We start from the raw sequence: 14,363 nt of genomic DNA on the forward strand, positions 1-14,363 counted from the left end.
AACTACACGATGCTCATTCACCCCAATTTCGACCCTGTCGCCATCCATCTGGGGCCGCTCGCCGTGCGCTGGTATGGCTTGATGTATCTCGTCGCGTTCGTCGCGGCGATCGTCGTCGCCCGGCTGCGGCTGCGGCTGCCGTACGTCGCCGCGCAAGGCTGGACCGCGAAGGATATCGACGACATGCTGTTCTTCGGCGTGCTGGGCACGATCCTCGGCGGCCGGCTCGGCTACGTGCTGTTCTACAAGGCGAGCTTCTATTTCGCGCATCCGCTCGACATTTTCAAGGTGTGGGAAGGCGGCATGTCGTTTCACGGCGGCTTTCTCGGCGTGACGATCGCGATGATGCTGTTCGCGTATCAGCGCAAGCGCTCGTGGCTGCAGGTCACCGACTTCGTCGCGCCGATGGTGCCCACGGGCCTTGCGGCGGGGCGCCTCGGCAACTTCATCAACGGCGAGCTGTGGGGCCGCGTGACCGAACCGTCCGCGCCGTGGGCGATGCTGTTTCCCGGCGCCGCGCCCGACGACGCCGCATGGCTCGCCGCGCATCCGCAACTGGCCGCGCAATGGCATCTGAACGAAGTGTTTGCGCAATATCACTTGCTGCCGCGGCATCCGTCGGAGCTGTACGAGATCGCGCTCGAAGGCGTGGCGCTATTCTTCGTGCTGATCTTCTTCTCGCGCAAGCCGAAGCCGCTCGGCGCGATTTCCGCGATGTTCCTGACCGGCTACGGCCTCGCCCGCTTCACGGTCGAATTCGCGCGTGAGCCGGACGATTTCCTTGGCCTGCTCGCGATGGGTCTGTCGATGGGTCAATGGCTGTCGCTGCCGATGATCCTCGCGGGCATCGGCCTGATGGTGTGGGCGTATCGCCGTGGGCGTCGCGAGCCGGCGCAGGCGGTTGGCGCGAACTGAGCGGCGCCCGGTTGGTGTAGCGAGCGCTGCATGAAAAAACGCCACGGCATCGTTGGATGCCGTGGCGTTTCTGTTTGAGCTGGCGTTTTCGTTGGCGCTTGCGCGTTACTTCATCTGCACCGAGCCCGATACGTTGACCGTCACCGTCGACGTGCCGCCTTCGAGCGGCAGCGGCGCGCTCTTCGCGTCGGCGCCCATCGCGCGCGCGCTCATCATCATCATCGGACGCGGCATCACGCCGCTGTGATTCACGTTGACCTCGCGAATCGAATAGCCGCTAAAGCCGAATGCCTGCGAGGCCGATGCGGCCTGCTCGCGAAACGATTTGATCGCCTCGCCGCTGAGCCTCTGTTCGGCCGCGCGCTGCGCTTCCGGCGACAGCGAGAAACGCACGTTGCCAACCTGCATGATCGATGCCATCTGTCCGGCGAGCTTCGATGCCGCGGCGAAGTCGCGCGATTCGAGCACGACTTCCGTGCGGCCGCGCCACGTCGAGATGCGTCCGTCGCGGTCGGTCGACGGGAAGATCGAGAACGCGCCCGAGCGCGCGGTCACGCCGGCGACGCCGCGCGCTTTCTGCAATGCCGCGTCGGCGCGTTCGTTCAGCGTCGACGTCAGCGCCGACGGCTCGCTCGCTTCCTGCTCGTAAAACAGCGTGATTTCGACTTCGTCCTGCGGGACTTCCGCGCTCGCCTGCGCATTCAGCGACAGCACGCCCGAAGGCTGCGGCATCATGGTCTGCGCGCGAGCGGGCGCCGGGTTCAGTGCGAGCGCCACAGGCGCGCCAAAGGCGAGCGCGAGTGCAAGGGCCCGTGCGGTTTTTGTCGTCATGACTGAAATCCTTGTTTGAACAGGTTGTGCACGTTCGACGCGAGCGCCGCGTGCTGGCGCGATGGTGGCGAGCGGGTTGACGGATGCGCTGGCGAATGGATCGGGTTGCCGTCGAGCGGTCGGTTCGAGCTCACGCTTTCGTCGACCGATTAGGCGTGTTTTACCGGGGCTTGGTTCCCCAATTAGTGCTTCGCCGCCGCATCGGAAATGATGCCTTGGCTCGATCACATCAGATGCCGCGTCGCGCATTCACCTTTAAACGAGCCGTTTAGTTATGAAGCGCCATTCGGCGTCGGTCACCGGCGTGATCGACAGACGGTTGCCTTTGGCGAGCACGCGCATGTCCTGCAATTCGGCATGCTCGCGCAGCGCGGCAAGCGGAATCAGCGCGATTTTCTTCTTGAACACGACGTCGACGAGCAACCAGCGCGGCGTTTCCTGTGTCGATTTCGCGTCGTAGTACGGACTCTTTTTATCGAACTGCGTCGGGTCCGGGTACGCGCTCGACGAGACCTCCGCAATGCCCGCGATGCCGGGCTCCGGACAGCTCGAATGATAGAAGAGCACGCCGTCGCCGACCTGCATCACGTCGCGCATGAAGTTGCGCGCCTGATAGTTGCGCACGCCGGTCCACGGCAAGGTGCGATGCGGTGCGTTGGCGAGGTCGTCGATGCTTGCTTCGTCCGGTTCGGACTTCATCAGCCAGTAGCGCATGAATCGGAGTGAACGTGTGAGATTGAACGAGGCGCGGCAACAGCCGGCGCGTGCGAAAAAGCCCCTGAAAAAGGCGCTCAAACGAAAAAACGACGACCAAAGAAAAACGGCGCCGAACCGAAGTCCGACGCCGTTCCAGATAAGGTCCCCGCCTTAGCCGCTAGGCCGGCATCCTGAACCGAGGGTTCAGAATTGGTCGCAGTAAGCAACACTTCGGGTACATCAGACAGAGTGACGCGCACACCCGTGCTACAAATTTCCGCAACCGTGCACATGGCATTGGTTCAAGGAATATATGACCTTGGCGAACCAGGCAGGGAAGCTAAACCGATGAAGCTACTACTCAAACCGTTGAACACTTGACCGGTTCGAAACCGGCCCGCTATTGAGCCCACTACTGCTTACTGCAAGCTGTACTGCTCGATCACAGTACCTAGCTGTTCGTTCATTTGCTGCATTGTACGCCGTATTTCTTCAGCGGGAAATGCTTCTCCGTGTCGCACGCTGCTTTGCAGCTTAAGCAGTTCCGATGCCAGCGACAGAGCAGCCATCACCGCGATGCGATCCGTACCGCGCACGTTGCTGCCGCCGCGGATTTTCTTCATCTCCGCGTCGACGCGCGCGACCGCCTCGAGCAGCGCGCCTTCGGTTTCCGGCGAACAGGCGAGACGATAGGGTACTTCGAGAATCGAGACTTCGATCTGCTTGGTGGTCATGCGCTTTCTCCGTGTCGGCTCACGTCGCTGTCCGCCGCCTCGTGTTCGGGCTCGGCGGATCCGAGCAGATCGAGCTGGTTATCCGGTTCGCTGCTCGCGCGTGCGCGCGGCAATTTTTCGAGAATCGCATTCAGGCGCACCTGAGCGTCGTCGATCTTGGCGGACAGCGCGTCGCGTTCCGCCTGCAGTGCGTCGCGCTCTTCGCGCAATTGCGCGAGTTCCGCGTGCGTGGCTTGTACTTCGGCACGCGTTTGCGCGAGCTGCTCTTCGAGCGCGAGCCGCGCTTCGTTGTGGCGCTGGCTGATCGCAATCAGCTTGCCGATGTTCTGGGAGAGTGATTCGAGTTCGGTGAGCATGTGCTGCGTCCTCTAAAGACATCGCATTTTAGCGCGGAATATTACAGGTTCCGACAATTGTCTCGTTTCGAGACGTAACAGCATCGCTTCGTGCACGTTCGTTGCGTGTCGTGTCGTCGACCATAAGATAAAAAACCGGCAATCCATCGGACAATAACCTGCATTCAACAGAACGGATTGCGCTCCGATTGACCTTTCTTGACGCCCCGCGAGGCCGCTCCTAAACTTCCCGCACTCTGGTGCCCGCACGCGCATTTCGGCGCGTGCAGTTAAACGGGAAGCAGGGCGCGCGCGGTGCCAAACCGGATGCGCGAACCTGCGCTGCCCCCGCAACGGTAAGCGACCGCATGTGAAGTGCTCATGCAGGTCGGTCCTGATCGCAAGGTTGGAAGTTCAACGTGCGAGTGTGCCACTGCGCGTCACGCGTGGGAAGGCGGGATCGATGTGTCGTAGCCCGGATACCGGCCAGAAAAGAGGGACGTCCCCCGCGAAAACGTTAAACATGGGGACGCCTCGTGACGCGTCGGCCCGCGGGGAAGCAGGCCGCGCACGCTAGCCACAGGAATGTCATCCCATGCTGTCCCCCATCGCCCGCGCAACGCTGCTCGCGTTCGCGAGCCTGCCGCTCGTCGTGCATGCGCAAAGCGCCGAGCCTGCGTCCGAATCTTCATCGTCCGCTACGAATGCAAGCACGGCGAATGCCGCAAACGTTGTCGACGCCGTCGATACCTCCTCAGCCGATGCGTCGGGCAACGTGCTGTCGCCGATCGTCGTGACCGCGCAACGCGGACCGCAAGCGTTGCGCGATGCGATCCCGCAGACTACCCAGTTCGATCAGCAGGACATCGCGGACACGACCGCGACCGATCTGCCCGGCCTGCTGCTACTCGCGCCCGGCGTGCAAATCTCGCGCACGGGTGGCCCCGGTTCGACCACCAGTCTGTTTCTGCGCGGCGCGTCGTCGACGCAATCGCTGCTGCTGATCGACGGCGTGCGCGTCGATTCGGTGAGTCTCGGCTCCGCTCAGCTCGCACAGATACCGCTCGATCAGGTCGATCACGTCGAAGTAGTGAACGGCAACGTGTCTGCGTTGTATGGCTCGGGCGCGATCGGCGGCGTCGTGCAGGTGTTCACGAAAGACGGCGGCGATCATCCGCCGCGTTTCAACTTTTCGCTCGGCTATGGCAGCTATCACACGCAGACGCAAACGGCCGGTGTGAACGGCGCGCTCGATCAGGACGGCCGCACGACCTTCAACATCTCGCTCGCGCGCACGAAGGACGACGGCTTCTCGTCGCTCAATCCGCTCGAGGCGCCGGCCGCGAATCCGAACGCGAACGGCAATCTGAACGAGAGCATCAGCGCGTCGCTGCGTCACAAGTTCACCGACAGGTGGGACGCGGGCGTCAGCTACTTCCAGTCGAACAACAACAACAGCTACGACAATGCGTACGGCGAGCCGACCGATCTGAACAACCTCTATAGCAAGGTGCGGCAGGTGTCGGTGTTCGCGAACGGCAAGCTGACCGATTGGTGGACCACGCACTTCACGCTCGCCGAGGGCGACGACCGCAGCGTGTCGAACACCAATGGCATCTACAACGGCCGCTTCGATACCGACAATCGCCAGTACACGTGGCAGAACGATTTCGCGCTCGCTGCGAACCAGAAGCTGCAAGTCGGCTACGAGCATCTCGACCAGACGCTCGACTCCGATACGTTCGCCGCGCCCGAGCGTCACGTCGATTCGGTCTTCGCGGGCTACAGCGCGCGCTTCGGCCGCAACCAGATTCAGGTCAACGTGCGACGCGACCAGTACTCCGATTTCGGCGGAGCGAACAGTTACTATCTCGGCTACGGTTTCGACATCACGTCGCGCTGGAAGGTAACCGCAAGCTATTCGGATGCGTTTCGCGCGCCGAGCTTCGACGATCTGTACTATCCGATCAGCGGCAATCCGTCGATCCAGCCCGAGCGCAGTCACTCGGTCGAAGCCGGCTTGCAGTACGCGACCGATGCGCTCGGCGTGATGCGTCTGAACGCGTTCCAGACGCGCTATACGAATCTGATCGACTACGTGCAGACGATCCCCGGCATCTACCTCGCGGAGAACGTCGGCCATGCGAAGGTGCAGGGACTCGAAGGATCGTGGAGCGGTCATGTCGGCAAGACCGACGTGCGCGCGACGCTGACGCTGCAGAACCCGGTCGATCTCGACAACGGTACCGACCTCGTGCGGCGCGCGCGACGGTTCGGGTCGTTCGTGGCGAATCGCAGCATCGGTGGATGGCGCGTCGGCGGCGAGTGGCTCGTCGTCGGACCGCGCACCGACAGCACCGGCAACCTCGGCGGTTATGGCATCGTGAATCTGTCGGCGCGCTACAACATCACGAAGGCATGGTACGTCAGCGCGCAAATCGACAATCTGTTCGACAAGGACTATGAAACGGCCTACTCGTATAACTCGCCGCGACGCGGTGCGTATCTCACGCTCGGCTGGCAGCAGCAATGACGCGCGCGGCGGATTGGCCGCATGCGTGAGCGCACGCGGATGAGTCGCGCGTCCGGTTCGCTGTCCGCCATGATGCAGACGCCGCGTCCGATGAATGCGAAACGCGCGGCCGCGATCTGGCTCGGACTCGCGCTCGCGGCCGTCGCGTTGCTCGGCGCGTCGCTGGTGCTCGGCAGCGTGCCGCTTGCGCCGTCGCGCGTGCTTGCGGCGCTCGTGCCGACCCACGCTTTCGGCGGCACGGGTAGCGACGATCTCGCCGGCGAAATCGTGCGCACGTTGCGATTGCCGCGCGCGCTCGCGGGCTTCGCGTGCGGCGCGTTGCTCGCGCTGGCCGGCGCGCTGCTGCAGGTGCTGCTGCGCAATCCGCTGGCCGAGCCGTACGTGCTCGGCGTGTCGGGCGGGGCGGCCACCTTCGCGCTGGTCGCGATGATCGCGGGCGGTGCATGGTGGATCGTCGATGCGAGCGCGTTCGCGGGTGCGTTCGTATCGATCCTGCTGGTGCTCGGCCTCGCGCGTCGCGAACTGTGGCGCGGCGAGCCGCAGGACACGTCGCCGCGTTTGCTGCTGACCGGCGCGGTGATCGCGGCCGGGTGGGGCGCGCTGATCACGCTGCTGCTCAATCTCGCACCCGATAGCCGTCTGCGCGGCATGCTGTTCTGGCTCACCGGCGACCTCAACGGCGGCGCGCTGCCGTGGACCGCGCTGATCGCGCTTGCGCTCGCATTGCTCGCGATCGTGCCGGCCGCGCCGCGTCTGAACGTGCTGCTGCGCGGCGACGCGGCCGCGCAGGCGTTGGGCGTCGCGGTGATGCCGCTGCGCTTGCGCGTGTACCTGGTTGCGTCGCTGGCGGCGGCCGCTGCGGTGACGACGGCGGGCACGATCGGCTTCGTCGGTCTCGTCGTGCCGCACATGCTGCGGCTCGCGTTCGGCAACGACCAGCGCATGCTGTTGCCGGCGGCCGCGCTCGGCGGCGGTGTCGCGGTGATGGGCGCGGATCTGATTGCCCGTACCGTGATCGCGCCCGCGCAATTGCCGGTCGGCGTGATCACGTCGCTGGTCGGCGTGCCGGTGTTCCTGTGGATGCTGCTCAAACGCCGGCGATGATGCGAGTCCAACCCAACCCCACCTCTGCCATGCTGAGCACACAACGCCTGACGTTGCGCGCCGGCGCGCGCACCTTGCTCGACGCGTTCACGCACACCTTCCAGGCGGGCGAAATCTGGTGTATCGCCGGGCCGAACGGCGCGGGCAAGACGACCTTGCTGTCGACGCTGGCGGGCCTGTTGCATCCGGCGGCGGGCCATGTCGAACTCGATGGCGTGCGCATGGCCGACTGGCAGCCGCTGCCGCTCGCACGGCGCCGCGCGCTGATGCCGCAAAGCGCGGCCGATGCGTTCAACGCAAGCGTGCGCGACATCGTGCTGCTGAACCGCTTCCCGCATCTGGGCGGCTGGGGCTGGGAGCGCGATGAAGATCGCGCGGCCGCGCAGGCGGCGCTCGAATGGCTCGGACTCGCGGACTTCGCCGCGCGCGACGTGCTGTCGCTATCGGGCGGCGAGCGCCAGCGCGTCGCGCTTGCGGCGGTGCTGTGCCAGGACGCGCCGCTGTTGCTGCTGGACGAACCGTTGTCGCATCTCGACCTGCATCATCAGATCGACTGTCTCGAAGCGCTGGTCGAGTGGACGCGCGAGCCGCGATGCAACATACCGCGCAGTGTGCTGTTTTCGTGCCACGACCTGAACCTCGCGCGCCGCTTCGCGACGCACGCGCTGCTGCTCGACGGCGCGGGCGGCGCGCATGCGGGGCCGGTGCGCGACGTGCTGACGCCCGCGTTGACGAGCCGCGCGTTCGGCTATCCGCTGATTCTGATCCGCGACGGCGAGCACGAGGCGCTGATTCCCGCGCCGCGCGCGCGTCACGATTCGCCTGCGGGTCATGACGGACAGTCAGGCTGACCATTTACCCCGCTCATTTACCCCGATCATTTACCCCGATGATTTACTCCCATTCCCTGTTTCGATCACACCTATGACTCGCACCCCATTCCCGGTCGGTTTGCCCGAAGTCGCGCCGCTCGATCAGACGCTACGCGCCGAGCTGCAACGGATCATCGATACGCGCACCAAACCGCCCGGCAGCCTCGGCCGGCTCGAAACGCTCGCGCGCCAGATGGGCCTGATCCAGCGCAGTACGCGTCCCAGCGTGCAGCGTCCCGCGATGATCGTGTTCGCGGGCGATCACGGTATCGCCGCCGAAGGCGTGAGCCCGTATCCGCAAGCGGTGACCGCCCAGATGGTCGCGAACTTCATCGCGGGCGGCGCGGCGATCAATGCGCTCAGTCGCGTCGCTGGGCTCGAACTCGAAGTGGTCAACGCGGGCATCGCGACGCCGTTGCCATCGACCGACGGGCTCATCGACATCCCGGTCGGACCCGGCACGCGCAACTTCGCGCACGAAGCCGCGATGACCCACGCCGAAGCACTCGCCGCGATGCAGGCGGGTGCCGCGCGCGTGCGTCATCACGCGGCGCTCGGCACCAATGTGATCGGTTTCGGCGAGATGGGCATCGCCAACACGTCGGCGGCCGCGTGTCTGATGAGCCGCCTGTGCGGCGTGCCGATCGACGATTGCGTCGGCCGCGGCACCGGTCTCGACAACGCCGGACTCGCGAAGAAACGCAACGTGCTCGCGTCCGCGCTCGCACTTCATGCCGACGCACTCGAACCGCTCGACGTGCTCGCGACGTTCGGCGGCTTCGAGATCGCGATGATGGCGGGCGCGTATCTGGCGGCCGCCGAGGCTCGTATGACGATCCTCGTCGATGGCTTCATCGCGACCTCCGCGCTGCTGGTTGCCGATGCGCTGTCGCCCAACGTGCGCGAGTACTGCGTGTTCGCGCATGCGTCGAACGAGGCCGGGCATCGGCGCATGCTCGATCATTTCGGCGCGCAGCCGCTGCTGTCGCTCGACATGCGGCTCGGCGAGGGCACGGGCGCCGCGCTCGCGGTGCCGCTGCTGCGCGCGGCGGTGGCTTTCGTCAACGAGATGGCCAGCTTCGATTCGGCGGGCGTTGCGGATCGCGAACCGTGAGGCGCGTGAGCACACGCTTCTCGATCACGCGAAGCTCGGCCCGTATCGCCGTGAACACGCACTCGACACGCCCATGAACCCGCTCGCGGAATTGCGCTATTTCTTCACGGCGCTCGGTTACTTCACGCGCGTGCCGGTGCCGCGCTGGGTCGGCTTCGAGCCGCATTATCTGAACGCCGCGGCGCGCTATTTTCCGCTCGTCGGCGCGTTGGTCGGTGGCTTCAGCGCGCTCGTCTATCTGGCTGCGCTGCGCGTGTTTCCGGCGGGCGTCGCGGTGCTGCTGTCGATGGCCGCGTCGCTGCTGGTGACGGGCGCGTTCCACGAGGACGGTCTGGCCGATTGTGTCGATGCGTTCGGTGGCGCCTATTCGCGCGATGATGCGTTGCGCATCATGCAGGACTCGCGCATCGGTGCTTTCGGTGCCATCGCGCTCGTGATTGCTTTGACGATCAAGTGGCAAACGCTCGCGGCGTTGCCGCCGCTGCGCGCCGCAAGCCTGATGATTGCGGCGCATGGCGCGAGCCGCGCGTGCGCGATCAGTTATCTGGCCACGCTCGACTACATGCGCGCCGCGGGCAAGGCCAAGCCGGTCGCGCAGCGTCTGAGCGGGCCGGCGCTGTTGTGCGCGGCGCTGTTCGGGCTGCCGTGGCTGCTGTGGCCGAACGGCCCTGGTGCGCCCGACTGGCGTTTTGCCGCGCTTACGTGTGTCGTGCTATCCGCGCTGCGCTTCGCGATGGGCCGTTATTTCGTCAGACGCATCGGCGGCTATACCGGCGACTGCCTCGGCTTCGCGCAGCAGATCTTCGAATTGAGCATCTATCTGGTGGGGCTTGCATGGATATCGTCCTGATTCGCCATCCCGCTGTCGCGCTCGATGCGGGTATCTGTTACGGCCATAGCGACGTCGCGTTGGCGGAAAACGCCGAGGTTACGTCCAGTGCGTTGGCGTTGAAGCTCGCGAACTTGCAGGTGCCGGCGCCGCGCGTGCTGATCACGAGCCCGCTCACGCGCTGCGCCGCGCTCGCGGCCGAGATCGCGAACGACTTCGGCTGTGTGGTCAGCCACGACGAGCGTCTGAAGGAAATGGATTTCGGCGACTGGGAAGCGCAGCGCTGGGACACGATCGATCGCGCGCTGCTCGACGACTGGGCCGCCAATTTCGAACATTCGCGCGCGCATGGCGGCGAGAGCGTCGCGCAATTCGTCGCGCGCGTGCGAGCGTGGTTCGATGCGTTCGCGCTGACACGCGAGCTATCGCCCGCCTACGTGGTCACGCACGCGGGCGTGATGCGCGCGATCGCGTCGTGGGTGCTGGAGGTGCCGTTCGCGCGCTGTCTGCAGTGGTCGCTCGACATGACGGGGATCGTCTGGTTACGGCGTGACGACGAAACGCTGCATTGGTCGCTGGTGCGATGGAATGCGTGACCCGCGTGGTCATCTGGAGAACTGATCGTTTTTTTCGGCGCGGCACGCGGCGAGTCATGGCGCGGCCTGTTTGGTGCGTGAGCGCGCCAGTTCGAGGTCGTCGCACAGTTGCCGCGCGCCTTGTGCGATGCGCGGGGCGGGGCGGTTGATCAGATCGCCGTCGATCGCGAACAGGTTGTGGTTCGCGACCGCCGCGAGACCCGGCCACGCGCGCCATGTGTCGAGTTGCGGCAGCGTCGTGTCGGGCCGCGTCGCGCCGGGCGCGGCGGTGACGATCGCCTGCGGATTCGCCGCCAGCACCGCTTCGGTCGACACGGTCGGCACCAGCGGCTGCAGATCCGCGAATACGTTGCGGCCGCCGCATAGCGTGATTACGTCGCTGATCATGTGCTCGCCGTTGAGCGTCATCAGCGGCCGGTCCCATACCTGATAAAACACGCTGACGGCCGGGCGGTTCGCATAGCGCGCGCGCAGACGGGCGATGTCGTCGCGATAGGCGGCCGCCGCCGCGTCCGCGCTCGCCGAGGTGCCGAGCAGCCGGCCGAGCTTCGTCAGCGACACGGCGATATCGTCGAGACGGCGCGGCTCGCTGAAAAAGAGCGGCACGTGCAACTCGCGCAAGCGCTCGAGCTGACGCTGCGCATTGCCATGCCGCCACACGACGATGAGGTCCGGCTTCAGCGCGACGATGCGTTCGAGGTCGAGCGACTTGTTGTCGCCCACGCGCGGGAGCTGCTTCGCTGCGGGCGGATAGTCGCTGTACGACACCGCGCCGACCATCTTCGGGCCGCCGCCCGCCGCGTACAGCAATTCGGTCACGTGCGGGGCGAGGCTGATCACGCGCTGTGCGGGCGCGGCGAGCGTCACGGTCGCGCCGCTGTCGTCGGTGACGGTGATCGCTGCGTGCGCGCTCAGTGCGCACAAGGCGCTCAGCGCGAGCGATGCGGTGCCGAACCAGCGGATCGGGCGGCGCGCGTGCGCGGCAAGGGTGATGAAGCGAGCGGTGCGGGTCATCGGGCGAGGGTGGTTCGTGAAGCGTTCAGAGCGGTGCGCGCGCGGCACGAATAGACGCAGAGGGCGTGAAGAACGCTCCCGAGGCGGATTGCGTGAACGCGCCGCAAAGTCGCTTCACTTGCGCGCGGCCGGCTGGTCGCGCTATCGGGTCGGTGCAGCATCGAGCGAGCGGACCGCCTGTTGCAACTGTTGTTCGAAGCGGATCCATTCGGCTTCGTCGCCCGGCAGCCCGAAGCGCACGCTGGCAGATGGCACCCGAAGTGATGGCGGAAAGAGTCGCGTCCACACGCCGCGCCGCGCGAGCGCTTCATGCAGTGCGGCGGCGCGCGCATCGTCGGTCCAGGCGAAAAGCGGCGTGCCGCGCGTCGCGAAACCGTGCGCAAGCAACAGCCCGGCAAGCCGCGCGCTTTCGTCGATCAGCCGCTCACGCATCCTCGTTTGCCACGCGGCATCGGCGAACGCGGCGCTCACCGCATGACGCGCGGGGCCGCTGACGGCCCACGCGCCCAAGCTGTCACGCAACGCGGCGAGCAATGCGGGCGCGCCCAGCGCGAAGCCGGCGCGCACACCGGCGAGCCCGAAGAACTTGCCGGGCGAGCGCAACACGACGAGCCCGTCCAGATGCGTATGCGCCGCCAGCGACGCGGCGCGCGCGGCCGGCAGCGTATCGGCGAACGCTTCGTCGACCAGCAGCGTGCCGCCGCGTTCGCGCAGCTGCGCGTGCCAGTGCAGCAGCCTGGCAGCATCGATATGCGTGGCGGTCGGATTGTCGGGGTTGACGATCGCGACGTGCATGAGCGGGGCGGGCAACGTGTCGCGATGCGCGTCGAGCGGCACGACCTCGTGTCCGGCACGCGCGAACGCGGGCGCGTACTCGCCGTAGGTCAGCGGCGCGATGCCGACCGTCGCGGGCGGCAGCAACGCCGGCAGCGCGCGAATCGCCGCCTGGCTGCCGGCGACCGGCAGCACGTGCGCGGCATCGGGCGCGCCGTAATAGCGTGCGGCACGCTCGGCGAAGCCGTCGCCTTCGTCGGGCAAACGGCGCCACGCGTCGGCGGGCAGCGACGGCACCGGATAGCCGTGCGGATTGATACCCGTCGACAGATCGAGCCACTGCGCGTACGGAATGCCGTAGCGCGTCGCGGCTTCGTGCAGGTTGCCGCCGTGTGCGATCGGGCCGCCTGCGGCGCGCTCGCGCGGTGGTGTCCGGTCGGTCATGCGCTCATCCCATCCCTACGCGCGTGGTCGCGCTCAACCATGAAACGGCACGCTCAACAAGGCCAGCACGATCAGCACGGCCAGCCAGAGAATCACCGTGCGTTCGACCAGCATCAACGCGGCGCCCACGTGACGCGCCTCGGCGGGATGCCCGAAGCCGAGCGTCGGCCGATGTTCGAGCGTGCCGTGATACACGGCCGGGCCGCCGATCAGCACGTTCAGGCTGCCGGCGCCGGACGCCATCACCGGGCCCGCATTGGGGCTGTCCCAGCGCGGCGCCTGCTCGCGCCAGCAGCGCCAGGCGGCCAGCGTGTCGCCGAGCAGCGCGTAGCTCGTGGCGGTCAGCCGGGCGGGAATCCAGTTCAGTACGTCGTCGATGCGCGCGGCGGCCCAGCCGAAGCGCAGATAGCGCGGCGTGCGATAACCCCACATCGCGTCGAGCGTGTTGGCGAGGCGAAAGCCGAGCGCGCCCGGGCCGCCTGCGAGCGCGAACCAGAACAGCGCGCCGAAGATCGCGTCGTTGCCGTTTTCGAGCGCCGATTCGACCGCGGCGCGCGCGAGCGCGGCTTCGTCGGACTGCTCGGTGTCGCGCGACACGATCCGTGCGGTCAATTCGCGTGCCGCGGGGAGATCATGTTGCCCAAGCGCGTGCCCGATCGGCGCGATGTGATCGCGCAGGCTGCGCGCGCCGAGCGCGAACCACAGCAATGCGACATGCAGCGCGCAGGCCGCGAACAACGGCAGCACGGCGACGAGCCACCACGCGATCAGCACCGGTGGCAGCACCGCGAGCGCCCACGCGGCGAGGCCCTTGAGCCGCAGACGCCGGTCGTGATTGAAGCGCGCCTCGAGGCGCGTTGCCAGCTTGCCGAAGCCGACGAGCGGATGCCGGCGGCTCGGTTCGCCGAACCAGCGATCGACGGCGACGCCCGCGACCGCGAGCGTCGCGATCAGTGGCATCGTGAGCGGGGGCATTACGCGCGGCTCGCGCTTTTCAGCGCGAGCGGCAGTCCCGCGACCATCAGCGTGGCCGCGCTGCTCAACGCGGCGATGCGCTGATTGAGGCGCCCGAGTTCGTCGACGTAAAGGCGCGTGGCTTCGCCGAGCGGCACCACGCCGAGGCCGATCTCGTTGCTGACGACGATGATCTTGCCGCGCGCGCCCGCGAGCGCCGCTTCGAACGCGGCGGCGTGCTCGTAGTAGTGCGACAGCGGCGGCGCGGTGCCGTCAGCGGGGCACAGCAGGTTCGCGAGCCACAGCGTCAGGCAGTCGATCAGCAGACACTGGCCCGGCGCATCGTGTTGCGCGAGCGCGCCCGCGAGGTCGTCGCCCGCTTCGACGAGCCCCCAATGCGCGGGCCGCCGCTCGCGATGATGTGCGATGCGTGCGCTGAATTCGGCGTCGTCGGTGATGCGGGCGGTCGCGATGTAGGTGACGGGCAGGGCGCTGTCGCTGGCGAGCCGCTCGGCATGCGCGCTCTTGCCCGAGCGGGCGCCGCCGAGGACGAAGGTGAGGTCGCGGGGAGTCATCGTGTGATTGTACCGGCGCGATGGGATAATGCCGCTCGATTGC

15 protein-coding genes, 1 other RNA gene and 1 riboswitch are annotated in these 14,363 nt (G+C 66.6%); of the genes, 7 read left to right on the forward strand and 9 right to left on the reverse strand.

Annotated elements, in window-relative coordinates; all coding sequences use genetic code 11:
• The first annotated feature begins 9 nt into the window (after window positions 1–9).
• Window positions 10–915: a prolipoprotein diacylglyceryl transferase gene (gene lgt, locus L0U84_RS03520; RefSeq protein WP_233847783.1), complete on the forward strand. Its 906-nt coding sequence runs from the start codon at window positions 10–12 to the stop codon at window positions 913–915.
• Window positions 916–1,020: 105 nt separating this feature from the next.
• On the opposite strand, the gene L0U84_RS03525 is transcribed toward lgt, so the two are convergent.
• The 5 genes from L0U84_RS03525 to L0U84_RS03545 all read right to left on the reverse strand — a co-directional run bounded on the left by L0U84_RS03525 (window position 1,021) and on the right by L0U84_RS03545 (window position 3,532).
• On the reverse strand, window positions 1,021–1,746 hold the full coding sequence (locus L0U84_RS03525; RefSeq protein WP_233847785.1) for an SIMPL domain-containing protein: 726 nt from the start codon (window positions 1,744–1,746) through the stop codon (window positions 1,021–1,023).
• A gap of 255 nt (window positions 1,747–2,001) precedes the next feature.
• Window positions 2,002–2,460: an EVE domain-containing protein gene (locus L0U84_RS03530; protein WP_233847786.1), complete on the reverse strand. Its 459-nt coding sequence runs from the start codon at window positions 2,458–2,460 to the stop codon at window positions 2,002–2,004.
• 141 nt (window positions 2,461–2,601) lie between these two features.
• Window positions 2,602–2,783, reverse strand: a non-coding RNA gene (ssrS, locus tag L0U84_RS03535) — 6S RNA.
• Between the two features lie 78 nt (window positions 2,784–2,861).
• Window positions 2,862–3,176: a cell division protein ZapA gene (locus tag L0U84_RS03540; RefSeq protein WP_233847787.1), complete on the reverse strand. Its 315-nt coding sequence runs from the start codon at window positions 3,174–3,176 to the stop codon at window positions 2,862–2,864.
• A complete protein-coding gene (locus tag L0U84_RS03545) occupies window positions 3,173–3,532 on the reverse strand; it encodes an ATPase (RefSeq protein ID WP_129958786.1) in 360 nt (119 codons plus the stop codon). The genes L0U84_RS03540 and L0U84_RS03545 overlap by 4 nt, the downstream gene beginning before the upstream one ends.
• A gap of 220 nt (window positions 3,533–3,752) precedes the next feature.
• Window positions 3,753–4,016, forward strand: a riboswitch (cobalamin riboswitch).
• Between the two features lie 90 nt (window positions 4,017–4,106).
• Here L0U84_RS03545 and L0U84_RS03550 point away from each other — a divergent pair.
• The 6 genes from L0U84_RS03550 to cobC all read left to right on the forward strand — a co-directional run bounded on the left by L0U84_RS03550 (window position 4,107) and on the right by cobC (window position 10,559).
• On the forward strand, window positions 4,107–6,044 hold the full coding sequence (locus L0U84_RS03550) for a TonB-dependent receptor domain-containing protein (RefSeq protein WP_233847788.1): 1,938 nt from the start codon (window positions 4,107–4,109) through the stop codon (window positions 6,042–6,044).
• Window positions 6,045–6,083: 39 nt separating this feature from the next.
• Window positions 6,084–7,148: a FecCD family ABC transporter permease gene (locus tag L0U84_RS03555; protein WP_233851923.1), complete on the forward strand. Its 1,065-nt coding sequence runs from the start codon at window positions 6,084–6,086 to the stop codon at window positions 7,146–7,148.
• A 29-nt stretch (window positions 7,149–7,177) separates the two neighbouring features.
• Complete coding sequence (locus L0U84_RS03560; RefSeq protein WP_442793969.1) at window positions 7,178–7,999, forward strand: ABC transporter ATP-binding protein; 822 nt, start codon at window positions 7,178–7,180, stop codon at window positions 7,997–7,999.
• A gap of 73 nt (window positions 8,000–8,072) precedes the next feature.
• A complete protein-coding gene (gene cobT / locus L0U84_RS03565) occupies window positions 8,073–9,134 on the forward strand; it encodes a nicotinate-nucleotide--dimethylbenzimidazole phosphoribosyltransferase (RefSeq protein WP_233847791.1) in 1,062 nt (353 codons plus the stop codon).
• Window positions 9,135–9,207: 73 nt separating this feature from the next.
• A complete protein-coding gene (locus tag L0U84_RS03570) occupies window positions 9,208–9,984 on the forward strand; it encodes an adenosylcobinamide-GDP ribazoletransferase (protein WP_233847792.1) in 777 nt (258 codons plus the stop codon).
• The gene (cobC, locus tag L0U84_RS03575; RefSeq protein WP_233847793.1) at window positions 9,969–10,559 is read left to right on the forward strand and encodes an alpha-ribazole phosphatase; all 591 of its coding nucleotides are present in this window, start codon (window positions 9,969–9,971) and stop codon (window positions 10,557–10,559) included. Before L0U84_RS03570 ends, cobC begins: the two co-directional genes overlap by 16 nt.
• Window positions 10,560–10,613: 54 nt before the next feature.
• Here the strand turns inward: cobC and L0U84_RS03580 are convergent, their stop codons facing one another.
• The 4 genes from L0U84_RS03580 to cobU form a co-directional block, all read right to left on the reverse strand.
• Entirely contained in the window at window positions 10,614–11,573 is a 960-nt protein-coding gene (locus tag L0U84_RS03580; RefSeq protein WP_233847794.1) for a cobalamin-binding protein, read from the reverse strand.
• Between the two features lie 141 nt (window positions 11,574–11,714).
• A complete protein-coding gene (cobD, locus tag L0U84_RS03585) occupies window positions 11,715–12,791 on the reverse strand; it encodes a threonine-phosphate decarboxylase CobD (RefSeq protein ID WP_233847797.1) in 1,077 nt (358 codons plus the stop codon).
• Window positions 12,792–12,824: 33 nt separating this feature from the next.
• The gene (gene cbiB / locus L0U84_RS03590) at window positions 12,825–13,766 is read right to left on the reverse strand and encodes an adenosylcobinamide-phosphate synthase CbiB (protein WP_233847800.1); all 942 of its coding nucleotides are present in this window, start codon (window positions 13,764–13,766) and stop codon (window positions 12,825–12,827) included.
• Window positions 13,766–14,320, reverse strand: a complete 555-nt coding sequence (cobU, locus tag L0U84_RS03595; RefSeq protein ID WP_233847801.1) for a bifunctional adenosylcobinamide kinase/adenosylcobinamide-phosphate guanylyltransferase — start codon at window positions 14,318–14,320, stop codon at window positions 13,766–13,768. Before cobU ends, cbiB begins: the two co-directional genes overlap by 1 nt.
• Window positions 14,321–14,363: the final 43 nt, after the last annotated feature.

Origin of the sequence: Paraburkholderia sp. HD33-4, from assembly GCF_021390635.1 — a bacterium.
In the GTDB taxonomy this organism is placed as follows: domain Bacteria; phylum Pseudomonadota; class Gammaproteobacteria; order Burkholderiales; family Burkholderiaceae; genus Paraburkholderia.